Raw genomic sequence first — 21,710 nt, forward strand, 5'->3', positions numbered from 1 at the left:
GCGCGCAGAATGCGTGCCAACCTGACCCAGCTTATTCCGTTGTAGCTGACTATGCCCCGTATCCTAGGTCTGTGACCACTCAAACTCCACACGACCCCGGCCGGCTCGAGAAGATCCTGGCGTACATGGTCGCGGGCGTGGTCGGCCTGTCCATCCTTGCCTTCCTCGCCGTGATCCTCGGCACTGCCGCCGGCGCCGGCGACAACGACGGGTTCAGCCAGGGAGTGTGGCCCGCCGTGCTCACACTGCCCCTGTTCGGCCTCCCCCTCGGTTTCCTCCTGATCATCGCGCTGATGATCGTCAGCGGAATCCGCCGTGCACGCGAGGCTCGACAGAACCAGGAGTAACACCCATGCTGACGCTCGCCTCCCGCCTCCGCGCACTGGACGACGCAGCATTGCGCCGCACGATCGCCCTTCGATCGATCCCGGCCCACGGCATCCGTGATTTCTTCGACCTCGCCGAGGCCCTGCTCGACCCCGACGCCATTCAGGCGACGCTCTCGCACCTGGACCGCAACACGCTGGCCGTGCTGGCGGTGGCCGGCGAGCTGGGCGCACCCACACTCGACGAGCTCACCGAAGGGCTCGTCGACCTGGGCCACGACACCGGCTCCGCCGAGGAGATGACAGCCCGCATCGACCGGCTGGCCGACCTGATGCTGCTCGCCCGCGTCGACGACACCGTGCGGCCCTACCCGGCCGTCACCGCGCGACTGCGCGACTGGTCCGATCAGGGCCTGCCGAGCGCCGCCGACCTGGCCGGCATTCCCGCACCCACGCCGCTGGCGCCTCTCTCGGCCACCGAGGGCCGCTTCACCGAGCGGCTCGCCGCCGAGCGCGCGTTCGCCTCGGTCTCCGCGATCGCCGAGCTGCTTACCGAACTCGACCGCGAACCGGCCCGCGAGCTCAGCCGCGGCGGGCTCGGCTTGCCCGACAGCAAACGGCTCTCCGCGGCCATGGGCGTCGATCTCGACGACGTCATCGCGCTGGTCACCATCGCCGCCCGCGCCGAACTGGTGGTGCTCGACGCCGGCTACTGGTCCGAATCGGCCGCAGGCGAGGCCTGGCTGGTCGACGCTGCGGGAGCCCGCTGGGGCGTGCTGGCCCAGTCCTGGCTCGCGGCGCTGCCCGCGGACATCCGGCAGATTGTGGCGGGTCGCCCCGAGGTCGCCTGGGGCGACGCGTTGCACCGCTTCGTCGCCTGGCTCTACCCCGCCGGCGGCACCTGGATGGACGCCCGCATCGCCGACTTCGCCCGCGACGGCGAACTGATCGGCATCACCGCGCGGCAGGCCACCAGCGCGGCAGGCGCATCCGTTCTCGCCGGCGACATCGACGGCGCGATCCGCTTGATCACCGCCTCGCTGCCCGCCGAGGTGGGCACGGTCTACCTGCAGCACGATCTCTCGATCGTGGCGCCCGGCCCGCTCTCGCCGGCGATCGACGCGCGGCTGCGCACCTTTGCGGATGTCGAAAGCCGCGAACTGGCCTCTAGCTACCGGCTCAGCGGCCCCTCCGTCAATCGCGCCCTGGCCACCGGCGACGACGCCGAATCACTGCTGGCCTTCCTCGGTTCCATCTCGCTCACCGGGATCCCGCAGCCGGTGGACTACCTCATCCGCGACGCCGCCGACCGGTACGGGCGGGTGCGCGTGGGCAGCGTGGATGCGACCCAGCCGGGCGGGCCCTGCTACATCAGGTCAGACGACACGGCGGTGCTCGGCGCCATCGCGGTCGACCAGACGTTCACGACCCTAGCCCTGACCACGCTCTCCCCCACCCGGCTGAGCAGTTCACACCCGGCCGAAGCCGTGTTCTGGGCGCTCACCGACGCCCGCTATCCGGTGGCTGCCGAGACTCCCACCGGCGAAATCGTGCACCTGCGCCGGCACCCGCGGGCGCAGACACAACGCCCGACATCACCGGACCCCACCGTTGCCCTCGTGGCTGAGCTGCGCGCCACCGACGGCGGCGAGGCACAGGCCGCGCACGCCTGGCTGGCACGGCAACTCGACTCGGCCATCAAGCACCGCCAGACCGTGCAGGTGAGCGTGCAGATGCCGGACGGCGAGGTCGTGGACTACCTCCTCGAACCGGCCAGCGTCGGCGGCGGCCGGTTCCGCGCCCGCGACCGCCGGGCCGACATCGAACGCACGCTGCCGCTGTCCAGCATCGTCAGCATCCTGCCCGCGCCCTGAGCGGCCACGTCACCCCGCTTTGTGGGGCTGAGGCTCGCCGCCCACGGGCGTACCATTGACGGTTATGTCCGATGGCCCGCTGATCGTCCAAAGTGACCGCACGGTTCTGCTCGAAGTCGCGCACCCCCAGGCCGAGGATGCCCGGCACGACCTGGCCGTGTTCGCCGAGCTGGAGCGCGCGCCCGAGCACATCCACACCTACCGAATCACCCGGCTCGGCCTGTGGAACGCGCGCGCGGCCGGCCACGATGCCGCGAACATGCTGGCCACGCTCGAGAAGTACTCCAAGTTCCCGATTCCGGCGTCGGTCACCGTCGACCTCGAGGAGACCGTCGGCCGGTACGGCCGTCTGGTCATCGACCGGGACGACGAGGGACAGCTCGTGCTGCGCAGCACCGACTCCCCCGTGCTCACCGAGGTCGCCGGCGCCCGCCGGATCGCCCCGCTGCTGATCGGACACCCACGCCGGGGTCGTTCCTGGTGGCACCGTGGGCGCGCGGGCAGCTCAAGCAGGAGCTGGTGAAACTCGGCTGGCCCGCCGAAGACCTCGCCGGTTACACCCCGGGCACCCCACACGACATCGCACTGCTCGAAAACGGCTGGGCGTTGCGCGACTACCAGAACAAGGCCGTCGCGAACTTCTTCGACGCCGGCTCCGGGGTGGTCGTGCTGCCCTGCGGCGCCGGTAAGACCCTCGTAGGAGCCGGGGCGATGGCCACCGCCAAGACCAACACGCTGATCCTGGTGACGAACACAGTGTCCGCCCGGCAGTGGCGCGACGAGCTACTCAAGCGCACCACGCTCACGGCCGAGGAGATCGGCGAATACTCCGGCCAGGTGAAAGAGGTCAAACCCGTCACCATCGCGACGTACCAGATCCTCACGGCCAAGCGGAAGGGGGAGTACGCCCACCTCGCACTGCTCGACGCCATGGACTGGGGCCTGGTGATCTACGACGAGGTGCACCTGCTGCCCGCGCCGGTGTTCAAGCTCACCGCCGAACTGCAGGCGCGCCGCCGGCTCGGGCTCACCGCCACCCTGGTGCGGGAGGACGGCCGCGAGGGCGACGTGTTCAGCCTGATCGGCCCCAAGCGCTTCGACGCCCCGTGGAAGGAGATCGAGGCCCAGGGCTTCATCTCCCCCGCCGCCTGCTACGAGGTGCGCATCGACCTGCCGCACGCCGAACGGCTCAGCTACGCCGCGGCGCCCGATGATGAGCGCTACCGGATGGCCGCGACAGCGCCGGCGAAGCTGGATGTCGTCAAGCAGCTAGTCGCGATGCACCCGGGCGAACGCATCCTCGTGATCGGTCAGTACCTCGACCAGATCGACGAACTCGCCGAGGTCTTGCAGGCCCCCACGCTGACCGGTGCCACACCCGTGAACGAACGAGAACGGCTCTACCAGGCGTTCCGAGTGGGCGAGGAGAACCTGCTCGTGGTCTCCAAGGTGGCCAATTTCTCGGTCGACCTGCCCGAGGCGTCGGTGGCGATCCAGGTGTCCGGTTCCTACGGCTCCCGCCAAGAGGAGGCCCAGCGGCTCGGCCGGCTGCTGCGCCCCAAGGAGTCCGGCCTCACCGCGAGCTTCTACACGCTCGTGGCCCGCGACACCGTCGATCAGGACTTCGCTCAGAACCGGCAGCGCTTTCTCGCCGAGCAGGGCTACGCCTACACGATCCTCGACGCGCACGCCCTCCACGCCCCCGTCCCCTAGCCCTCCGCCCCACCGCGAACTGTGAGAAAAGCCCCGAAAATCCGGGATTTTCGGGGCTTAGGTCACAGTTCGCGGGCCCGCTGGTAGCGCAGGAGCAGGGTGTCGGCAGCCGGGAGGGCGTGCACGAGACGCATCCGGCGCGGTGCTGCCTCCGTCGCGGCGGCGATGCGCCCGGCGGAGCCGGACTCGAGCAGCGGCGCCAGGGTGAGGCAGAGTTCGTCCACGGCGTCGGCGGCCAGCAGCGACCCGAACAGGCTCGGCCCGCCCTCGCAGAGCACCTGCGGGTAGCCCCGCTCGGTGAGGGTGGTCACCATGAGCGAATGATCCACGGATGCGTCCCCGCAGACCAGCACATCGGCCACCGCCGCCAGCGCCGCCCGCCGCTCGGCGGGGGCCTGTCCCCGGGTCACTATGATCGGGCGGGTGGCGGCACGGGTGAACACCGGGTGCGCCGGGTCGAGGTCGAGCCGGGCGGACACGATCGCCACTGGAGGGTGCTCCGGCAGCCCGTGGGCGAGCCGCCAGGCCACGGCCTCCGGGCTGAACCGGATCCCGCCGTACCCCTCGGCGCGCACGGTCCCGGCGCCGACCAGGATCACATCGGTGAGCATCCGCACGGTGTCGAAGACCAGCCGGTCGGCGTCGTCGCCGAGGCCGCCACTGACGCCGTCGTGCGTGGCGGCGCCGTCGAGGCTGCTGACGAAGTTGACCCGCAGGTGCGGCGTAGCCCGGTCGGTGATGAGGTACCGACGGAGCACCTCGGCGGGGTCCAGACCGTCGGGGCTGGAACCCGTGGCAGCGGAATCCGCAGGGTCGAGACCCGTGGGACCGGGAATGGCGGGGTCGAGGCCCTCGGGGCCGTGAGCGGCGGTCATCAGGCGAGGTTGTGGCGCAGGTAGGCGGGTTCGCGGAAGCCCAGGATGGCCTCGGTCATACGCACGGCGTCCACGGCGGCCGCAACATTGTGCACCCGCACGATGCGGGCGCCCTGCAGGATGCAGTAGACGGCCGCGGCGAGGGTTCCCTCCACGCGGCGGTCCCTGTCGCGGTCGAGGGTCTCGCCGATGAAGTCCTTGTTCGACACCGCCACGAGCGTCGGCAGGCCGAGCGCGGTGATCTCGCCCAGCCGGCGGGTGAGCTCGAGGGAGTGCAGGGTGTTCTTGTTCAGGTCGTGGCCCGGGTCGATGACCAGCCGCTCGGCCGGCATCCCGTGAGCCAGGGCGCGGTCGACCCTGGCGAGCAGGAATTCGGCGACCTCGGCCACCACATCGTCGTACTGCGGCGCCGGGTAGGGCGTGCGCGGGCGGGCCAGGCTGTGCGTGATCACCAGGGTGGCGTCGCTGTCGGCGACGACCTCGGCCATCCGCGGGTCGTGCACGCCGGTGGTGTCGTTGATGACGTGGGCGCCGGCGCGGATGCTGGCCAGTGCGACGTCGGGGTCGAAGGTGTCGACGGAGATGACCGCGCCGGAGCCCTGCAGGGCCGAGACCACGGGGACGACCCGGTCGATCTCCTCCGCAACGGGGATCGGCGGCCCCGGGGCGAACTTGGCCCCGCCGATGTCGACCCAGTCGGCGCCATCGGCGACGGCGGCCCGGGCGGCGGCCACGGCCACGTCGAGCGCGAACGTGGCGCCTTGGTCGTAGAAAGAGTCCGGTGTGCGGTTGATCACGGCCATCACCGCGATCTCGCGGGAGAAGTCGAAGTCGCGCCCGCCGATCGTGCGCACCGGCACCTCCAAGCATGGCAGGATGACGCCGGCGGCGGTCGAACGGGCCATCTGTACTCCTCGGGGCTGGTCGGGGTCTGCGGGCCGGATCACTCGGATGCGACGAGCAGGTCCTCCAGAGCAATGCTCTCATCCGCGAGCCGCTTGGCATCCACCCGCATGCCCGAACGGATGAGGCGCTGCACGGTCTCGTTCACGTCCCAGACGTTCACGTTCATACCTGCGACCACGTGGCCGTCCCGGAGCCAGAACGCCACGAACTCCCGCGTGGACCGGTCGCCGCGGAACACCAACTCGGCGCCGGCGGCCAGCTCGCCGAACCCCGAGTACTCCATGCTGAGGTCGAACTGGTCTGTGTAGAAGTACGGGATGGCGTCGTACTCGGTGGTGTCGCCGAGCACGGCCCGACCCGCGGCCGCGCCGGCGGTGTCGGCGTTCGCCCAGTGCTCCACCCGCAGCCGGTGACCGAGGCGGGGGTGGTGCACGTTCGCCACGTCACCCACCGCGAACACATCGGGGTCGCTCGTCGCGAAGGTGGCCGACACGGCGATCCCGTCGTCGACCTCGAGACCGGAGCCCAGGGCCAGCTGGGTGTTGGGCGTGGCCCCGATACCGACCACCACCAGGTCCGCCCGCACCAGGGTGCGGTCGCTCAGCCGCACCCCGGTGACCCGGGTGCCGCCGCTGCGAATCTCGCCCTCCAACTCCACCACGGTGGTGTTGTTGCCCATGTGCACCCCGTGGTCACGGTGCAGCAGATCGAACATCCCGCCCAGCTCGGCGCCGATGGCCGACTCCAGCGGCACCGGCCCACGGCCAAGCACGATCACGTCGTTGCCGTAGCCCTTGGCGGTGGCCGCGACCTCGAGTCCGATCCAGCCGCTGCCCACGATGACCACCCGTCGTCCGCCCTCCGCCAGCGCGGTGCGCAGCTTGCTGGAGTCGTCGACGCTGCGCAGGTAGTGCACGCCCGGCAGGCTCGCGCCCGGGCCGGGGAACGGCCGCGGCGACGCGCCAGTGGCCAGCAGCAGCCGGCTGTAGCGCAGGCTGCGTCCGTCGTCGAGGGTGAGTCGGTGGGCACCGCGGTCGAGCACGGCCGCCCGGTGGCCGGCGATCCGCTCGATCTCCTGCTCGGCGTACCAGGCAAGCGGATGCACGTCCACGGATTCCCGGTCCGCCCGACCGGCGAGGTACTCCTTCGACAGCGGCGGCCGGATGTACGGCGCGGCGACCTCCTCGCCCACGAGCACGACCCGCCCGCCGAAGCCGTCGCGCACGGCTTCGGCCGCCCGCGCCCCGGCCAGTCCGCCGCCCACGATGACCACGGGGTCGTCGCCCGCCGCGCCCTGCTGCGTTGCCTCACTCATCCGCTGCTCCCACTCCTGCCCTGCCCGGCGTCGGCGCACACCGGTGCGCTCTGCGCTTGACGGTAGAGGTATCCGGCGCACTCCGAAAGGCCTATCCCCGTTTCCCCCGACCCTGTACCGCCCACTCACAGCAAAGCACCAGCTAACGCGCAGATACTGGGTTCATGACTGACGGCCCCCGCATCCTTATCGTTGACGACGAACCCAACATCCGGGATCTCCTCACCACCAGCCTCCGCTTCGCCGGATTTGCCGTGCGTGCCGTGGGAAACGGTGCGCAGGCGATTTCCGCCGTGCTCGAGGAAGAGCCCGACCTCATCATCCTCGACGTGATGCTGCCCGACATGAACGGCTTCGGCGTGACCAAGCGCCTGCGTTCGGCCGGGTACACCGCGCCCATCCTCTTCCTGACGGCGAAGGACGACACCGAGGACAAGATCACCGGCCTCACGGTCGGCGGTGACGATTACGTCACGAAGCCCTTCAGCCTCGACGAGATCGTGGCCCGCATCAAGGCCATCCTGCGTCGCACGATGCACGCCGACGAGGATGCCGTCATTCGCGCCGGCGAGCTCACCATGGACCAGGACACCCACGAGGTCCTCGTCGGCGACCAGCCCATCGAGCTCAGCCCTACCGAGTTCAAGCTGCTGCGTTACCTGATGCTCAACCCCAACCGGGTTCTCTCCAAGGCGCAGATCCTCGACCACGTCTGGGAATACGACTTCAACGGCGACGCGGGCATCGTCGAGTCCTACATCTCGTACCTGCGCCGCAAGGTCGACATGCACTCCAGCGAGCCGCTGATCCAGACCAAGCGAGGCTTCGGCTACATGCTCAAGGCCGCCAAGGCATAGACCCAGATTCGCTTCCTAGACTGGACCCATGCATGTGGCCCTGATGGACCGATGGAGCCGGGTATCGCTCCGCTCTAAGATCACCGGTGTAACCGTGCTGATGTTGACGCTTGGCCTACTCGTTTCCGGGGTGGGCACCATGGTCATCCTGCAGAACTACATGGTCCAGCAGGTGGATGCGCGCCTGCAGTCCTCCGCTCAAGGACTGTCGTCCAATTACCTCGACTCTCCGTTTGTCGCCAGCAGCGCCAACGGTGTGGTGGACTCCGACTACTTTGTGGCGGTGTTCGACCAGAACGGAGACCTCAAGGCTCGCACCTGGCAGGACCGGCCGCGGTCGAGCCTGCCCCTTGTCACGATCCCGATGGATCTGCAGAGCTCGAACGCGTTGAATGGTTCGATTCAGGAGCTCGCCAGCGCCGACGGCGACACGGAGTTCCACGCCGTGGCCGTGCCCTTCGTGATCAACTCCAGCGGCACCTACGGCACCGTCCTGCTCGCCCTGTCGATGCAGTCGGCCCAGAACACCGTCAACACCTATCTGAGCATCTTCCTCGGCTTCGGTGTGGGCGTGGTTGTCGTGGGCGCGATGCTGACCCGCCTGCTCGTCACCACGACCTTCGCACCTCTCCGCGAGGCTGAGCGCACCGCAGCGGCCATCGCCGACGGCGACTTCAGCCAGCGCCTGGGCGGGGCCACCCCCAACACCGAGGTGGGCCGGCTGAATCGCTCGCTCAACACCATGCTCAGCCGCATCGACCGGGCGTTCAAGGACCGCGCCCGCACCATCGATCAGATGCGACGGTTCGTCGGCGACGCCAGCCACGAACTGCGCACCCCACTGGTTTCCGTCCGCGGGTACGCCGAGCTCTACCGGATGGGCGCCCTGCAAACCCCTGAGGACGTCGCCCAGGCCATGCAGCGCATCGAGAAGGAAGCCATCCGGATGGGCGGCCTTGTCGAGGACCTGCTCGAACTGGCCCGCCTCGACGAGACCAAGCCGCTCGCCCTCACCCGCGTCGACCTGCTCCCCCTCGCCCAGGACGCCGCGCTGGATGCCATGGCCTCGTCCCCCGGCCGCAGCATCACCGTACTGACGAGCCACCCCGCCGAGTACGACGAGGAGGTCGTGGCGCCGCCCATCGACCTGGCCCACTCCACCGGTGAGGTCGCCGATGCCGCGCCGCTTCCCCCTGAGCCCGTCGCTGTCTCTGCTGCCGCTTCCGCGAAGGCCGCCGCCGCCGCCGCTAAGGCCGCGGCAAAGACCACGCCCAAACCGGCCGCGGTCAAGCCCGAGCAGTCCGGTTCCACGACCGGCACGATCTCCTTCGCCGGCGCCACGCTCGCGCGCCTGCGCACCCGCAAGCCCAAGCGCACGGATGCGACGGTTCCCTCCGTCGAGACCCCCGACGTCGCCGAGGCTCCGCCGGCTCTCGACGCCGTGATCATGGCCGAGGAGAACAAGGTGCGCCAGGTGATCACCAACCTGATGGGCAACGCCCTGCGCTTCAGCCCGGCCGACAGCCCGGTGGAGCTCGAGGTCGCCGTGGACCGGCGCAACCAGCGCGCATCCGTCTCCGTCATCGACCACGGTGAGGGTATCCCGCCGCAGATTCGCGACAAGATCTTCCAGCGGTTCTGGCGGGCCGACACGTCCCGCGCCCGGGAAACCGGCGGTAGCGGACTGGGGCTGGCGATCGTGGCCTCCATCGTGGCCAGCCACAACGGTTCGGTCGAGGTCGTCGAGACGCCGGGCGGCGGCGCCACCTTCCGGGTGTGGTTCCCGTTGGCCGAGTCCCCCGCGGCCCCGCAGGCGTTACCGGTGCCCCAGGGCTGAGCCGGACGGGCCGGTCCTCCCCAAGCGGGGGCCTGTCGGTTCTCTCCCCAGTGCGGCCGGGCCGGCGCATCTGCTTCGCCCGGATGCGTAGTGTCGCCCGCGGGCGGCCGACCGGTCGTCCGGGCGAGCGAGCGAGTGGAGTGAACCATGACCCAGTTCCAGGTCGACAGCGAGGCATTGATCAGCACCACCGGCGCGGCGCGCGCCACCATGGGCCGCATCCAGGCCGAGGTGGCCGCGCTCCTCGGGCAGCTCACCGCCCTGGAGGGGTCCTGGTCGGGGCAGGCAGCCTCCCAGTTCCAGGCTGCGGTGTCGGCCTGGCGCACCACCCAGCAACATGTCGAACAGAGCGCGGACGCCCTCAACCAGGCGCTCGGCCGGGCCGGCCAGCAATACGCGGAGGTGGAGCAGGCCAACGCCCGGCTCTTCGCGAGCTAGTCATGGCCTGAGAGCGCCTGGCAGGGTACGACGAAGGCTGGGCGCCTCCCGAGGGAGACGCCCAGCCTGTGGTCGTGCGGTACTGCTGTGCTGCTGGCGGGACTTAGAAGTCCATGCCACCCGACGGGTCGCCGGCCGGGGCCGGGTTCTTCTCGGGCTTGTCGGCGACGACGGCCTCGGTGGTGAGGAACAGTCCGGCGATCGACGATGCGTTCAGCAGCGCGGAGCGGGTGACCTTCACCGGGTCATTGATGCCGGCAGCGATCATGTCGACGTACTCGCCGGTTGCGGCGTTGAGGCCGAATCCGACGGGCAGGTTGCGCACCTTGTCGGCGACAACGCCCGGCTCCATGCCGGCGTTGAGGGCGATCTGCTTGAGCGGAGCGTCGATGGCGACGCGCACGATGTTCGCGCCCGTTGCCTCGTCGCCGACGAGGTCAAGGATGGCCTTGCTCTCGAATGCGGTCTTGCCGGCCTGGATCAGTGCCACGCCACCACCGGCGACGATGCCCTCTTCGACGGCTGCCTTCGCGTTACGGACGGCGTCTTCGATGCGGTGCTTGCGCTCCTTGAGCTCAACCTCCGTCGCGGCGCCGGCCTTGATGACAGCAACGCCACCGGCGAGCTTGGCGAGACGCTCCTGGAGCTTCTCACGGTCGTAGTCGGAGTCGGTGTTCTCGATCTCGTTGCGGATCTGCTGAACGCGACCGGCGATGGCGTCGGCGTCGCCGGCACCCTCGACGATGGTGGTCTCGTCCTTGGTGATGACGACCTTACGGGCGTTACCGAGCAGGTCGAGGGTGACGTTCTCGAGCTTGAGGCCGACCTCCTCGGAGATGACCTGCCCACCGGTGAGGATGGCGATGTCCTGCAGCTGCGCCTTGCGACGGTCGCCGAAGCCCGGAGCCTTGACGGCAACCGACTTGAAGATGCCGCGGATCTTGTTCACAACGAGCGTGGCCAGGGCCTCGCCGTCGACGTCCTCGGCGATGATGAGCAGCTGCTTGCCGCTCTGGATGACCTTGTCGACGATCGGCAGCAGGTCCTTGATGTTGGAGACCTTGGAGTTGACGATCAGGATGTAGGGGTCTTCGAAGACCGCTTCCTGACGGTCGGGGTCGGTGACGAAGTATGCCGACAGGAAGCCCTTGTCGAAGCGCATGCCCTCGGTGAGCTCGAGCTCGGTGCCGAAGGTGTTCGACTCCTCGACGGTGACAACACCCTCCTTGCCGACCTTGTCGATGGCTTCGGCGATGATCGCGCCGATCTCGGCGTCGCCGGCGGAGATGGAGGCCGTGGCCGCGATCTCTTCCTTGGTCTCGATCTCCTTGGCGCTGGAGATGAGCTCTGCGATGACCGCAGCGGTGGCCTTCTCGATGCCGCGCTTGAGGCTGATCGGGTCGGCGCCGGCTGCGACGTTGCGCAGGCCTTCGCGGACCAGCGCCTGAGCGAGGACGGTGGCGGTGGTGGTACCGTCGCCGGCGACGTCGTCAGTCTTCTTGGCGACCTCCTTGACGAGCTCGGCACCGATCTTCTCGTACGGGTCGTCGAGCTCGATCTCCTTGGCGATGGACACGCCGTCGTTGGTGATCGTGGGGGCGCCCCACTTCTTCTCCAGCACGACGTTGCGTCCGCGCGGGCCGAGGGTCACCTTGACCGTGTCAGCGAGGATGTTCAGGCCGCGCTCCAGGCCGCGACGGGCCTCTTCATTGAAAGCAATGATCTTTGCCATATGTGTTTCTCGTCCCTCCCGGACGTTACCAAAACGATGATGGGTTAGCACTCCAAACAGCAGAGTGCTAAACCGATTCTGGCACTCTGGGGTCGAGAGTGCAAGTGAACGGGGGCTGCACGATGCCGCCGCAAGACCGGGTTACGGCAGGATCTCCACGGCGCCGCCACCGTCGGTGGGCACCAGTTCGATCCAGGTGTTGCCCGGTGCGAGCTCGATGGCCGCGCCGTCGGCATCCGTCAACTTGATCGGCGCCGCGGGGGCGTCCTTGGTCCACGTCGCGGGCAGGGTCGATCCGTTGGTTGAGACCCAGGCCTGGCCCGTGCCTTCCAAGATGGTGCGGGGCACGTCGGTGCTGCGGTCCACGCCGACGCTGAGCACCACGACATTGGTGGCGACCAGCCGGCCGCCGCCGGCGTCCAGGTCGGGCGCGCCGTCCTGGCCGCGCAGGTAGGCGCTGCCGGCGGGGTCCCAGGTCCAGGAGCGCTCGCTCGAGTCGGAGAACCGGGTGACGATGGTGCCGGCGGCCTCCCCGGCCGTGGCAGCCCCGGCGGAAGCCGCGCTGTCGGCGTAGTCGAACTGCCGCTCCGGCGGGGCCAGGTCTGCATGCCGGTCGACGACCTCGGCGGCGCTGAGCACCACGTCTTGCGGGGATTCCCGGTCGTCCACGCGCCGAAAAATGCCGCTGTCGTCCTGGTCGAAGATCACGTTGAGCACCGGGGTGTTCTGCATGGCTTCGATGAACTGCGGCTGCCCGCCGGAATAGGCCACGATGCCGCCGAACGGACTCAGCAGGTCAGGGTCCATGGGCCGGATGGAGCGCACCGGGCCCACGTCGTCGGGCACGTCCGAGTGCCAGAGGGCGGCATACCGGGTGAGCCCGCCTTCCACCAGCTCTTCGAACACCAGGTCCGAGCGTTCGAGGCCGATCTGCGGCCGGGCCGCGGGGAGGTTGTCGATCTTCACGGCCAACGACGGATGCTCCGCGTCGGCCGGGTCGATCGGGGTTCCCCGCAGCGGGGCCACGGCGGGAGCCGCCGCGGTGGGCGTCGGTTCGGTGGGCGGCGCGGTGACGCAGCCGGTCAGGACGCAGGCGGCTCCGATCAGCACAGCGGCAGCCCAGGCGTGGGAGCCGGTGCGGCGGGAGCGGGGGCGTCGAACAGGGGTGGTCATCCGTAACGCAGTCACGCCACACACCTTAGCTCCGCGAGGTATGTCTGCCGAGCGGGGCAAGGTGTGTGGCGTGCTGGTCATCACGGGAACCGATACATCGTCGGCGCCTGTTCAGTTGTGTGCTGCCGGCCCCGTGAGGCCGACTGTTCCACGCGAGGGCTATGCCGGACGAACCGACTCTGCCTGCGGACCTTTGGCTCCGGTACCGAGTTCGAAGACGACATGCTGGCCTTCTTCAAGAACCTTGTAGCCGTGCATGTCAATGGCGGAGTAGTGGACGAAAACGTCCTGCCCACCTCCATCGACCGTGATGAAGCCGAAACCCTTTTCAGCGTTGAACCATTTGACGGTTCCGTTCGCCATGTGAAACTCCCCTAGTGCAGTGTTGACTTTCGGCTTTCACCCGCTGGTGTTACCGGGCCTGGCGCAGTAGCTGCGTCCACCGTCCGCGAAAGAGCGCTCTCAACCCGAGAACGCGACTCGCATAAAATGAGCGACCACTGCAGATAGTAGTGACGGCAGCGGGGATCCATAGGGGGTTGACTGGCGGGCACAACGCCACTAGGAATTCGGCGCTTAGCCCTCCGGTATCGCGTAGTCGGTGCCGACCACGACGGTCAGGGTGGCGTCAGAGCCCGCGAAGTCGCTGGAGAGCAGGATCGCCGAACCGGGCAGCAGGGCCGCCACCCCGCGGGCAGCGCCCTCCAGGGAGGCATCCGCGTAATACACGGTGGTGGTGGTGACGTCTTCGGTGTCGGCGTCACTCATGGTGCCGACGCTCCAGCCGCTGTCGGTGAGCACCTCGCCCACTGAGCGGGCGACACCGGTGGTGGCCGTGCCGTTGAGCACGGTGACACTCGCAGTGGGGTCGGTGGTGGGCTCGGCGGTGGGCACGGGCTCGGCCGTGGGCGCCTCTGAGGCGGCTTCCGTGCCGGTGCTGGTCTGGCTGGAGATTCCGGGGATGGTGAAGTTCAGCCGGTTGTTCAGCACGGTCAGTCCGATCGCTCCCACGCCCACGAGCAGGGCCGTTGCGGCGAGCGCCCACCAGAACGCCACCCAGCGGCGGCCCTTTCGGCCGGGGGCCCGGTGCGCCCCCACGCGGTCGAGCTTGTGCGGAAGGTCGTCGAAGCGGTCTTTCGGGTACGAAGTGGGCATCGTGAGTCTGGTTCGATCCTCGGTTGGCTGAACACGCGGTAGGAGGGTCCTACTCGATGGGGCGGATGGCCCGGCGCGACCGGGCCTGGGACCGCGCGTCACGCATCCGCTGCAGGCGTTTCACCAGCATGGGATCGTGGGCGAGGGCAAGCGGGGAGTCGAGCAGGGCACCCAACAACTGATAGTAGCGGGCAGCCGACAGGCCGAACTCGGCCCGGATCGCCTGTTCCTTGGCGCCTGGGTGGGACCACCAGCGCCGTTCGAAAGCGAGTACGGCGGTGTCGCGCGGGCTGAGCGCCGTGCCGCCGTCGACACCCCGATCGCTCTCGCCGTGCCCGCTGGTCGCCATACGCGTCATCCTATTTGGCGTGGACTGGGTTTTCGCTGACCGGCGCGGCCTGTCCCGCCGGTCGCTGCCCGCTCCGGCAGTGATGACCGCCGGCTGGGAATCCCCCGGCCCGGGGAATGTCCGGGGGCCCGGCCGAGTTTAGGCTGGAGGCAGCAATCTGCCCGCTGAGTTGCCCGCAAGAGTAATGCCGCACAGAAGTAGTGAAGGGACGCACCATGGACTACGAGGTCACCAAGTCTGACGCCGAATGGAAGGCCGAGCTTTCCCCCGAGCAGTACGCCGTGTTGCGCGGGGCTGCGACCGAGCGCGCCTGGACCGGCGAACTGCTCGACGAGGGCCGGTCGGGCGTGTACACCTGTGGCGCCTGTAACGCAGAGCTGTTCAAGAGCGGCACCAAGTTCGACTCCGGTTGCGGCTGGCCGAGCTTCTATGAGTCGGTGCGCCCCGAGGCCGTCGAGCTCATCGAAGACCGCTCGCTGGGCGTCGTACGCACCGAGGTGCGGTGCGCGGCCTGCGGTTCGCACCTGGGCCACGTGTTCGATGACGGTTTCGGCACGCCCACCGGCGACCGGTACTGCATGAACTCGATCTCGCTCAACTTCACGCCCGTCGAGTAACGGTCTTGTCGGCGGTTCTCGACGCGATCTTGTCGCGCCGGTCGTATTCCGTGGTCACCGCGGATGCGCCCGGCCGCGACGAGCTGGTTCCCCTGATCCAGGCGGCTGCCCGCGCCTCCGACCACGGCGCATTGCGCCCGTGGCGGATCATCGAGGTGCGCGGCGCCGCCCGGATCGCACTGGGCGACGCGCTCGTGGCGGCCTCGGGCCTCGAGGGACCGGCCGCCGCCAAGCTCGCCGGCAAGCCGCTGCGCGCCCCACTGCTGCTGGCCCTGGTGGCCCGGCATCGGCCGAGCCACAAGGTGGCGGCCTGGGAGCAGGACGCGGCGGCCGTCGGCGTCGCCCACTTCCTCAGCCTGCTGCTCGAGGATGCGGGCTGGGGCGTGATGTGGCGCACCGGCGGCCACACCCGCGCCGAACCGGTGCGGCAGGTGCACGGACTCGCCGACGGCGAGGAGCTGCTCGGCTGGCTCTACGTCGGCGGCATCCCCGAGAACGTCAAGCCCGCCGTGCGCCAACCGGTCGACGCGGCCGACCACCTCAGCGCCCTGCCCGCCTGACCGCCCCGCGCCCCCGCAACTGCACCCGAAGCGGACAATTGGTCCCGGCGCACCGGGACCAATCGTCCGCTTCGGGACCAGTTGTGCGCGCCAGGGGTCAGGCGAACGCGTTCACACCGGTGAGTTCGGCCGAGAGCACCCAGAGGCGGGCCGCATCCGCGGGGTCGATCGCGTGTGCGTCCACACCTCGGATACGGGCGGTCTCGCTGCCCGGAACGGTGGGCTCGGCGATGTCGCAGTCCTCGCAGTAGACCCCGCCCAGGCCGTCGAGCATCGGGGAGGTCGCCGCCCAGGTTGCCGTAGCGGCGCCCTGCTCGGTCGTCTTGAAGACGGAGTTCACGGTGCCGTCCTCGGTCATCCATCCCGACGCGATCATCTCCTCGCGCGGCAGGTGCCGCTGCAGCTCGGTCATGATGCCGCCAGGGTGCACGGCGAATGCGCGCACGCCGTGCCCGGCACCGAGGGCGTCCAGCTGCACGGCGAACAGGCTGTCGGCGGTCTTGGCCTGACCGTAGGCCAGCCACTTGTCATAGCCGGTCTCGAACTGCGGGTCGTCGAAACGGATGCCGCTGAGCTTGTGCCCGGTTGACGACAGAGCCACAACGCGGGCTCCCCCGCCGGCCACCAGGGCGGGCCAGAGCAGGTTGGTGAGCACATAGTGGCCCAGGTGGTTGGTGGCGAACTGGGACTCCCAACCGTCGCCGACGCGGGCTTCAGGGGAGGCCATGATGGCGGCGTTGTTGATCAGGATGTCGAGCCTGCGTCCGGCGGCCAGAAACCGATCGGCGAAAGCGCGCACGCTGCCGAGGTCGGCCAGGTCGAGGGTCTCGACCTTGACGTCAGCCAGCCCGCGCGCGTCGAGCGCGGCCCGGGCCGCCTCGGGACGGCGGGCAGGAACCAGGACCTGAGCGCCCGCAGCGGCGAGCGCCGCGACGGTCTCGATACCCAGCCCCGAATAGCCGCCGGTGACGATGGCCGTCCGGCCGTTCAGGTCAATGCCGGCGAGTACCTGGGTGGCGGTGGTGCGCGCTCCGAACCCGGAGGGGAGGGCGTGCTGGGGTGTAGTTGTCATCGTTCCAGCGTACGCTCGCTCGCCCCTGGATAGACTTTCGCCGTGCGGCCGAACGCGCCGTCGCAGGGGGACTCACATGATCGGCAATCTAACCGGCTGGCACTTTCTCATCATCGCGGGCGTCCTCGCCGCGGTGGTCCTGATCGCGCTGGCGATAGTGTTCCTGATCGTGCGTCTGGTGCGGCGACGCCCGGCGGGCTCCGGCGGCCTGGCGGACCCCGCGACCCGGTTGGCGCAGCTCGACCAGCTGCGCGCCCAAGGTCTGGTCACTGAGGCCGAATACGACGCCAAGCGCCGGGAGATCCTCGGGCTGCTCTGATCCGGCGGATCAGACCGAGTCGAGCCCGACCCGGTCGTCGGGACCGATGGCCCGCACGACCCGCGCCGGGTTGCCCACGGCGATGACCCCGGGCGGCACGTCGCGGGTGACCACCGAGCCGGCGCCGATGATGCTGCCCGCGCCGATCGTGACGCCGGGGCAGACGACGACGTTGCCGCCGAGCCACACGTCGTCTTCGATCACGATTGGCCAGACCCGCTCGTATCCGGCCCGGCGCTCGCCCACGTCGACGGCATGGCTGGGCGTGTAGAAGCGGGCACTCGGACCTACCAGCACGTTGGCACCGATGGTGATCTCGCCCCCGCCGAGGGCCAGGAAGTCGGCGTTGATGAACGTATTGGCGCCCACGCGCAGCCGCGAGCCGTAGTCCAGGTACAGCGGCGGCCTGAAGTCGGCACCGTCGCCGACGCTCGCGAGCATCCCCACGAACAGGGCGTGCGCGGCGGCCTGGTCGTCGTCGTAGAGGGCGGTGATCTGGCGGCAGGTGCGCTGCGTGCTGGTCGTCAGCTCGGCCAGTTCGGGCCCGGACCGGTAGCGGTACCACTCCCCCGCGATCATCTTGTCGTACTCGGAGCGAACGAGAACCGGGGGCATTTTGTTGTCTGTAACCACAAACACGAGCCTAGCCCGTCGCCGCTGCTCCGCGCGCGTCGATCCGCCGTCAGGTTCCCTCGGTCAGCCGACGTCGTTCGGCCAGCTCGGCTTCGATCCGGCGGATGCGCGCCTGTTCGGCATGGAACTCGATCTCGCGGTCCAGCGAGGCCAGTTGCTCCTCGGTGCTGGTGATCCGCCGTTCCGCCTGGGCCGTGGGGGTCGCCTGTGCGCTCGAGGCCGAACCCGTGCGACGCCGGGGCGCACCCAACCGAGGATGCGCCATCGGTGTGTCGTAGTCGTGTCCGATCACGAACCAGAGCAGGCTGCCGATGAGGGGGAGGAAGATCACCAGGAGCACCCACACCACCTTGGGCAGGTGTTTCACCTGGCCGTCCTGCCGGGTGATGATGTCCACGAGGGCGGCCACAACGAGCACCAGGAGCACGAGGGAGAGCAGCGCATACATGGCGGTCAGCTTAGTGACCGCCGTGCACGGGCGACCAGCCCCCAGTTCCGCGGGCACTCGCGGGGCCGACGTGGGGCTTGCGCCCGCACGGACACCGGGCCAGCGTGGTCAGCGATGCCGGCCGAACCCGGGACCGACCGACCCGGACCGGTCCAGCCACAGTGCCAGATCGGCGGAGGAGACCGGCCGAGGAGGACCGCGACATGCCCGCGCACCCCGAGCCACCGGCGACCCCCGCCCCCGATTCCGCGGCGGGCCACCCGGCCAACCCGGCCCAGACCGGCGACCCACTGGCGGTCATCCGTTCGCGCGGATACCTGCGCGTGCTGTTGCTGGCCGGGCTCATCGGCGTGCCGGTGTCCGTGGTCTCCTACGGGTTCCTCGCCCTGGTCTCCTGGCTGCAGGGCTACCTGTTCACTGAGCTGCCGGCTGCCCTGGGGTTCGACAGCGTGCCGGTGTGGTGGCCGCTTCCACTCGTGGCCCTGTCCGGCCTGCTGGTGGCGCTGTGCATCCGGTTCCTGCCGGGAACCAGCGGGCATCCGCCGTCGGAGGGCTTCGCGGCCGGCGGGTTCCCGCGGCCCCCGGAGCTGCCCGGCGTCGCGCTGGCGGCGCTGGCCACGCTCGCCCTGGGCGCGGTGCTCGGTCCAGAGGCACCGCTGATCGCCCTCGGCGGCGGGCTGGGCGCTCTCGCGGTGCTCCTGATCAAGAAGGACTCGCCGCCCACCGCCCTCGCGGTCATCGCATCGGCGGGCAGCTTCGCCGCGGTGAGCACCCTGCTCGGTTCGCCGCTGTTGGGCGCCTTCCTCTTGATGGAGGCATCCGGTCTGGGTGGTGCCATGCTCGGGGTGGGTCTGCTTCCCGGGCTGCTCGCCGCGGGGATCGGCTCCCTTGTCTTCGTCGGCCTGGATTCCTGGACTGGGCTGGGCACCTTCTCCCTCGCCATCCCCGACCTGCCGGCGTTCAGCACGCCCACCCTGGCGATGTTCCTCTGGGCACTTGTGCTCGGGGTGGCCTGCCCCCTCCTGGCCTGGGGAATCAAGGCGCTCGCGAGGGTGGTACGCCCGGCGGTACACGCCCAGCGGCTGCTCGTCACCCCGGTGCTCGGTCTGCTCATCGCCGGGCTTGCGATCTGGTTCGCGGTGGTCACCGGCGAAGACACGGGTCAGGTGCTCTTCTCCGGCCAGACGACCTTGCCCGCGCTCATCAGCAACGGAGCCTCCTGGCCGATCGGCGCGCTCGGCTTGCTGGCGCTCTGCAAGGCTCTCGCCTACGGCCTGTCGCCCAGTGCGTTCCGCGGCGGGCCGGTGTTTCCCGCCATGTTCATCGGCGCTGCCCTGGGCATCATGGCGTCCCATCTGCCGGGCATGGCTCTGGTTCCGGCGCTGGGGGTGGGCATCGGCGCCATGTGCGTGTCGATGCTGCGGCTGCCGCTCACGAGCGTTCTCCTGGCCACCGTGCTGCTCACCAGCGATGCCTACGCCGTGATGCCGCTGGTCATCGTGGCCGTGGTGGTGGCACACGTGATCACCGGCCGGCTGCCAGAGCCACCGGGCCGGTGGCTCCGCCGCGACCCGGCGCCGACCGCTCCGGGCCTCGGCTAGCGGATCTAGCGGGCGTCCCAGAATCCCCGGTGCACCTCGGTCGCCTCCGCGACCAGCGCCGGGCCGGCCACGACCACGCTGCCGCCACCGCGGGCGAAAACCTCGCGGCAGGGCAGGTCCAGCGTGGGCTCGCCGTCCTGGCTGGGCACCATGGCGCCGAGGTCCTGCTCGGGCAGCGCATAGGCGACCCGCCCGATCCCGGCCCAGTAGATGGCGCCGGAGCACATCGCGCAGGGTTCGGTACTCGTGTACAGGGTGCTCGAGCGCAGCGCGGTCTTGTCCAGCCGGGCGCTGGCCAGGCGCACGAGGTTGGTCTCGGCGTGTCCGGTGGGATCGTTGCCGGTGACCACGCTGTTCTGACTCTCCATGATGGTGCCGTCGGCGGTGACCAGGATGGCGCCGAACGGGTGGTTTCCGTTCGCGCGAGCCAGTGCCGCCACGGCGATGGCCCGCAGCAGGTGTTCCTCGTCGGCGGCCGAGATGCTCGTGGGCACCGGCGTGGAGGAACCCAGCGGGCTGACCTCGTCGAGTGGACTGGTCATTCCGCTCCTCGTCGCTGTTCTGCGAAGCCCGGGGGAACACGGGCGATGGGGCCGGCCACGGGACTTGAACCCGTAACCCCCACTTTACAAGAGTGGTGCGCTACCAATTGCGCCAGGCCGGCATGAGACGCACGAAGCACCTCGAGCATTCATCCTAAATCACTCGGCACTCTCGTGCCGACGCATTCGGTCCCGCCGTCACCAGCAGAGCCGGTGCGGTCAGCCGGCCGGAGTGGGCGTGGGCGTCGGGGTGGCGGTGGAATACGCCTCGCTGGCCGCCTGCAACACGAACGCCGCGAACTCCTTCGGGTCGTCCAGGGCACCCACGTACTGCTTGCCATTCACCAGCACGGTCGGGGTGCCGGTGATCGCCTTGAGGGAAGAGTTCGGGATCGGTCCGCTCAGGGCGCGATCGGTGGCATCCTGCACCCACGACTTGTAGGTGGTCTCTTCGATGCAGGTGTTGATCTCGGACAGGCTCGTCGACACTCCCGAGCTCTTCACGAGAGCCTTGAGGTCGTCGTCGTTGAGGCCCGCGGTGCCCTCGACGGGCTGGTCGGCGAAGAGCGCGGCGTTGAACGACAGGAAATCGTCCGGCGAGTAGTTCGCCACACAGGCGGCGGCGTTGGCCGCACGCAACGAGTACTGGGTGCCAGCGGATTTGCTGGTGAGGATCGAAATGGGGTGGACCTCGACCGTGGCCGCGCCGGAGTCGACCCACTGCGAGATCTGGTCGGCGTTGGTGGTCTCGAACTGTCCGCAGAACGGGCACAGGTAGTCGATGTAGATGCGGATGTCGGCGACGTTGCCCGACGCATCCGGAGGGGAGGGAATCGGGTCGGCCTTGGGCTGCAGGGCCGGGGTGGTGACGGCGGTGAGGCCCTCACCGACGAGCAGACCGTCACTGGCCATGTTGCGCGGGCCGGGGCCGTCGGGGCGAACCGAGTTGACGATGATCAGCACGATCACGGCGACGACCGCGATGGCGGCGATGGCGATGCCGCCCTGCAGGAACACCCGGTTACGACGGTCGCGCTTCTTCTGCTCGACTCGGAGTTGGGCGGCCTTGGTGCGTGCGGCGTCGCGTCGCTGATTCTTCGAGGGGCGAGGTTCGCCTGGGCCACCAGTTGTCATGGATGATCACTCCGAGTTGAGGGGGTGCGCTCGCGAATGAGCGCGATTGCATTTCAAATAGTAGGTCCCCAGTCTGAGAATTAACCAACCGGGGCTTCACAGCGGCCTCTCTGGGGGTTCACCGGGGACACACTGGCGGGGCTCCGGCAGGCGATTCAGGCGACGCTCACGCGGGACATGCCATACTAGGAAGGTCTTGCGCTGGTGCTACGTCAGCCGGACAGCAAATCCCAT

22 protein-coding genes, 1 tRNA gene and 1 pseudogene are annotated in these 21,710 nt (G+C 69.4%); 10 read left to right on the forward strand and 14 right to left on the reverse strand.

Annotated elements, in window-relative coordinates:
• Positions 1-71 precede the first annotated feature (71 nt).
• The 3 genes and pseudogenes from KY500_RS11735 to KY500_RS11745 all read left to right on the forward strand — a co-directional run bounded on the left by KY500_RS11735 (position 72) and on the right by KY500_RS11745 (position 3,913).
• Positions 72-347, forward strand: a complete 276-nt coding sequence (locus KY500_RS11735) for a hypothetical protein (protein WP_219900734.1) — start codon at positions 72-74, stop codon at positions 345-347.
• Between the two features lie 5 nt (positions 348-352).
• Positions 353-2,200, forward strand: a complete 1,848-nt coding sequence (locus KY500_RS11740) for a helicase-associated domain-containing protein (protein ID WP_219900735.1) — start codon at positions 353-355, stop codon at positions 2,198-2,200.
• A gap of 64 nt (positions 2,201-2,264) precedes the next feature.
• Positions 2,265-3,913: pseudogene (locus tag KY500_RS11745) on the forward strand (DNA repair helicase XPB).
• A gap of 62 nt (positions 3,914-3,975) precedes the next feature.
• Here KY500_RS11745 and KY500_RS11750 read toward each other — a convergent pair.
• From KY500_RS11750 to KY500_RS11760, 3 genes are read right to left on the reverse strand one after another with little or no spacing between them, the layout of a single operon-like run.
• Positions 3,976-4,788 carry a pyrimidine reductase family protein gene (locus KY500_RS11750; protein ID WP_219900736.1) on the reverse strand — a complete coding sequence of 271 codons (813 nt, stop codon included), beginning with the start codon at positions 4,786-4,788 and terminating at the stop codon, positions 3,976-3,978.
• Positions 4,788-5,693 (reverse strand): dihydropteroate synthase, encoded by a 906-nt coding sequence (gene folP, locus KY500_RS11755; protein WP_219900737.1) that lies wholly within the window; start codon positions 5,691-5,693, stop codon positions 4,788-4,790. The genes KY500_RS11750 and folP overlap by 1 nt, the downstream gene beginning before the upstream one ends.
• Positions 5,694-5,731: 38 nt before the next feature.
• Entirely contained in the window at positions 5,732-7,009 is a 1,278-nt protein-coding gene (locus KY500_RS11760; RefSeq protein ID WP_219900738.1) for an NAD(P)/FAD-dependent oxidoreductase, read from the reverse strand.
• 164 nt (positions 7,010-7,173) lie between these two features.
• Between KY500_RS11760 and KY500_RS11765 the strand changes: the two genes are divergently transcribed.
• From KY500_RS11765 to KY500_RS11775, 3 genes are all read left to right on the forward strand, one after another.
• Positions 7,174-7,866, forward strand: a complete 693-nt coding sequence (locus tag KY500_RS11765) for a response regulator transcription factor (protein ID WP_066597326.1) — start codon at positions 7,174-7,176, stop codon at positions 7,864-7,866.
• A 28-nt stretch (positions 7,867-7,894) separates the two neighbouring features.
• Positions 7,895-9,703 carry a cell wall metabolism sensor histidine kinase WalK gene (locus KY500_RS11770; protein ID WP_219900739.1) on the forward strand — a complete coding sequence of 603 codons (1,809 nt, stop codon included), beginning with the start codon at positions 7,895-7,897 and terminating at the stop codon, positions 9,701-9,703.
• A 147-nt stretch (positions 9,704-9,850) separates the two neighbouring features.
• Complete coding sequence (locus KY500_RS11775) at positions 9,851-10,141, forward strand: WXG100 family type VII secretion target (protein ID WP_219900740.1); 291 nt, start codon at positions 9,851-9,853, stop codon at positions 10,139-10,141.
• 103 nt (positions 10,142-10,244) lie between these two features.
• Here KY500_RS11775 and groL read toward each other — a convergent pair whose 3' ends face one another.
• From groL to KY500_RS11800, 5 genes are all read right to left on the reverse strand, one after another.
• Positions 10,245-11,873: a chaperonin GroEL gene (gene groL, locus KY500_RS11780; protein ID WP_066597333.1), complete on the reverse strand. Its 1,629-nt coding sequence runs from the start codon at positions 11,871-11,873 to the stop codon at positions 10,245-10,247.
• 141 nt (positions 11,874-12,014) lie between these two features.
• Positions 12,015-13,061, reverse strand: a complete 1,047-nt coding sequence (locus KY500_RS11785) for a DUF3048 domain-containing protein (RefSeq protein WP_219900741.1) — start codon at positions 13,059-13,061, stop codon at positions 12,015-12,017.
• Positions 13,062-13,205: 144 nt separating this feature from the next.
• The gene (locus KY500_RS11790) at positions 13,206-13,409 is read right to left on the reverse strand and encodes a cold-shock protein (RefSeq protein WP_066597336.1); all 204 of its coding nucleotides are present in this window, start codon (positions 13,407-13,409) and stop codon (positions 13,206-13,208) included.
• 213 nt (positions 13,410-13,622) lie between these two features.
• The gene (locus KY500_RS11795; RefSeq protein ID WP_219900742.1) at positions 13,623-14,201 is read right to left on the reverse strand and encodes a LytR C-terminal domain-containing protein; all 579 of its coding nucleotides are present in this window, start codon (positions 14,199-14,201) and stop codon (positions 13,623-13,625) included.
• Between the two features lie 49 nt (positions 14,202-14,250).
• Positions 14,251-14,550 carry a DUF3263 domain-containing protein gene (locus KY500_RS11800; RefSeq protein WP_219900743.1) on the reverse strand — a complete coding sequence of 100 codons (300 nt, stop codon included), beginning with the start codon at positions 14,548-14,550 and terminating at the stop codon, positions 14,251-14,253.
• A 215-nt stretch (positions 14,551-14,765) separates the two neighbouring features.
• Here KY500_RS11800 and msrB point away from each other — a divergent pair, with 215 nt between their 5' ends.
• Positions 14,766-15,167 (forward strand): peptide-methionine (R)-S-oxide reductase MsrB, encoded by a 402-nt coding sequence (gene msrB, locus KY500_RS11805; RefSeq protein ID WP_066597342.1) that lies wholly within the window; start codon positions 14,766-14,768, stop codon positions 15,165-15,167.
• A 5-nt stretch (positions 15,168-15,172) separates the two neighbouring features.
• Positions 15,173-15,727 (forward strand): nitroreductase family protein, encoded by a 555-nt coding sequence (locus KY500_RS11810; protein ID WP_219900744.1) that lies wholly within the window; start codon positions 15,173-15,175, stop codon positions 15,725-15,727.
• A 97-nt stretch (positions 15,728-15,824) separates the two neighbouring features.
• On the opposite strand, the gene KY500_RS11815 is transcribed toward KY500_RS11810, so the two are convergent.
• Entirely contained in the window at positions 15,825-16,799 is a 975-nt protein-coding gene (locus tag KY500_RS11815) for an oxidoreductase (RefSeq protein ID WP_219900745.1), read from the reverse strand.
• A gap of 76 nt (positions 16,800-16,875) precedes the next feature.
• Between KY500_RS11815 and KY500_RS11820 the strand changes: the two genes are divergently transcribed.
• Positions 16,876-17,118 (forward strand): SHOCT domain-containing protein, encoded by a 243-nt coding sequence (locus KY500_RS11820; RefSeq protein ID WP_219900746.1) that lies wholly within the window; start codon positions 16,876-16,878, stop codon positions 17,116-17,118.
• A 9-nt stretch (positions 17,119-17,127) separates the two neighbouring features.
• On the opposite strand, the gene KY500_RS11825 is transcribed toward KY500_RS11820, so the two are convergent.
• Positions 17,128-17,733 (reverse strand): sugar O-acetyltransferase, encoded by a 606-nt coding sequence (locus KY500_RS11825; RefSeq protein WP_219900747.1) that lies wholly within the window; start codon positions 17,731-17,733, stop codon positions 17,128-17,130.
• 67 nt (positions 17,734-17,800) lie between these two features.
• Positions 17,801-18,199 (reverse strand): PLD nuclease N-terminal domain-containing protein, encoded by a 399-nt coding sequence (locus KY500_RS11830; RefSeq protein ID WP_219900748.1) that lies wholly within the window; start codon positions 18,197-18,199, stop codon positions 17,801-17,803.
• A gap of 203 nt (positions 18,200-18,402) precedes the next feature.
• Here KY500_RS11830 and KY500_RS11835 point away from each other — a divergent pair, with 203 nt between their 5' ends.
• Positions 18,403-19,800 (forward strand): chloride channel protein, encoded by a 1,398-nt coding sequence (locus KY500_RS11835; RefSeq protein WP_219900749.1) that lies wholly within the window; start codon positions 18,403-18,405, stop codon positions 19,798-19,800.
• Positions 19,801-19,805: 5 nt separating this feature from the next.
• On the opposite strand, the gene KY500_RS11840 is transcribed toward KY500_RS11835, so the two are convergent.
• The 3 genes from KY500_RS11840 to KY500_RS11850 form a co-directional block, all read right to left on the reverse strand.
• Complete coding sequence (locus KY500_RS11840; protein ID WP_219900750.1) at positions 19,806-20,342, reverse strand: nucleoside deaminase; 537 nt, start codon at positions 20,340-20,342, stop codon at positions 19,806-19,808.
• Positions 20,343-20,388: 46 nt separating this feature from the next.
• Positions 20,389-20,464, reverse strand: a tRNA-Thr gene (locus KY500_RS11845).
• A 97-nt stretch (positions 20,465-20,561) separates the two neighbouring features.
• Complete coding sequence (locus KY500_RS11850) at positions 20,562-21,476, reverse strand: thioredoxin domain-containing protein (RefSeq protein WP_219900751.1); 915 nt, start codon at positions 21,474-21,476, stop codon at positions 20,562-20,564.
• Positions 21,477-21,710: the final 234 nt, after the last annotated feature.

The sequence above is a fragment of the Cryobacterium sp. PAMC25264 genome (assembly GCF_019443325.1).
Lineage (GTDB): Bacteria > Actinomycetota > Actinomycetes > Actinomycetales > Microbacteriaceae > Cryobacterium.

What these genes read in the sequence shown, in the direction of transcription:
- KY500_RS11740 (WP_219900735.1), top strand. Translation starts at nt 353, where the DNA reads ATGCTGACGCTCGCCTCCCGCCTCCGCGCACTGGACGACGCAGCATTG.
- KY500_RS11750 (WP_219900736.1), bottom strand. Translation starts at nt 4,788, where the DNA reads ATGACCGCCGCTCACGGCCCCGAGGGCCTCGACCCCGCCATTCCCGGT.
- folP (WP_219900737.1), bottom strand. Translation starts at nt 5,693, where the DNA reads ATGGCCCGTTCGACCGCCGCCGGCGTCATCCTGCCATGCTTGGAGGTG.
- KY500_RS11760 (WP_219900738.1), bottom strand. Translation starts at nt 7,009, where the DNA reads ATGAGTGAGGCAACGCAGCAGGGCGCGGCGGGCGACGACCCCGTGGTC.
- KY500_RS11765 (WP_066597326.1), top strand. Translation starts at nt 7,174, where the DNA reads ATGACTGACGGCCCCCGCATCCTTATCGTTGACGACGAACCCAACATC.
- KY500_RS11770 (WP_219900739.1), top strand. Translation starts at nt 7,895, where the DNA reads ATGCATGTGGCCCTGATGGACCGATGGAGCCGGGTATCGCTCCGCTCT.
- KY500_RS11775 (WP_219900740.1), top strand. Translation starts at nt 9,851, where the DNA reads ATGACCCAGTTCCAGGTCGACAGCGAGGCATTGATCAGCACCACCGGC.
- groL (WP_066597333.1), bottom strand. Translation starts at nt 11,873, where the DNA reads ATGGCAAAGATCATTGCTTTCAATGAAGAGGCCCGTCGCGGCCTGGAG.
- KY500_RS11790 (WP_066597336.1), bottom strand. Translation starts at nt 13,409, where the DNA reads ATGGCGAACGGAACCGTCAAATGGTTCAACGCTGAAAAGGGTTTCGGC.
- KY500_RS11795 (WP_219900742.1), bottom strand. Translation starts at nt 14,201, where the DNA reads ATGCCCACTTCGTACCCGAAAGACCGCTTCGACGACCTTCCGCACAAG.
- KY500_RS11800 (WP_219900743.1), bottom strand. Translation starts at nt 14,550, where the DNA reads ATGGCGACCAGCGGGCACGGCGAGAGCGATCGGGGTGTCGACGGCGGC.
- msrB (WP_066597342.1), top strand. Translation starts at nt 14,766, where the DNA reads ATGGACTACGAGGTCACCAAGTCTGACGCCGAATGGAAGGCCGAGCTT.
- KY500_RS11815 (WP_219900745.1), bottom strand. Translation starts at nt 16,799, where the DNA reads ATGACAACTACACCCCAGCACGCCCTCCCCTCCGGGTTCGGAGCGCGC.
- KY500_RS11820 (WP_219900746.1), top strand. Translation starts at nt 16,876, where the DNA reads ATGATCGGCAATCTAACCGGCTGGCACTTTCTCATCATCGCGGGCGTC.
- KY500_RS11825 (WP_219900747.1), bottom strand. Translation starts at nt 17,733, where the DNA reads ATGCCCCCGGTTCTCGTTCGCTCCGAGTACGACAAGATGATCGCGGGG.
- KY500_RS11830 (WP_219900748.1), bottom strand. Translation starts at nt 18,199, where the DNA reads ATGTATGCGCTGCTCTCCCTCGTGCTCCTGGTGCTCGTTGTGGCCGCC.
- KY500_RS11835 (WP_219900749.1), top strand. Translation starts at nt 18,403, where the DNA reads ATGCCCGCGCACCCCGAGCCACCGGCGACCCCCGCCCCCGATTCCGCG.
- KY500_RS11840 (WP_219900750.1), bottom strand. Translation starts at nt 20,342, where the DNA reads ATGACCAGTCCACTCGACGAGGTCAGCCCGCTGGGTTCCTCCACGCCG.
- KY500_RS11850 (WP_219900751.1), bottom strand. Translation starts at nt 21,476, where the DNA reads ATGACAACTGGTGGCCCAGGCGAACCTCGCCCCTCGAAGAATCAGCGA.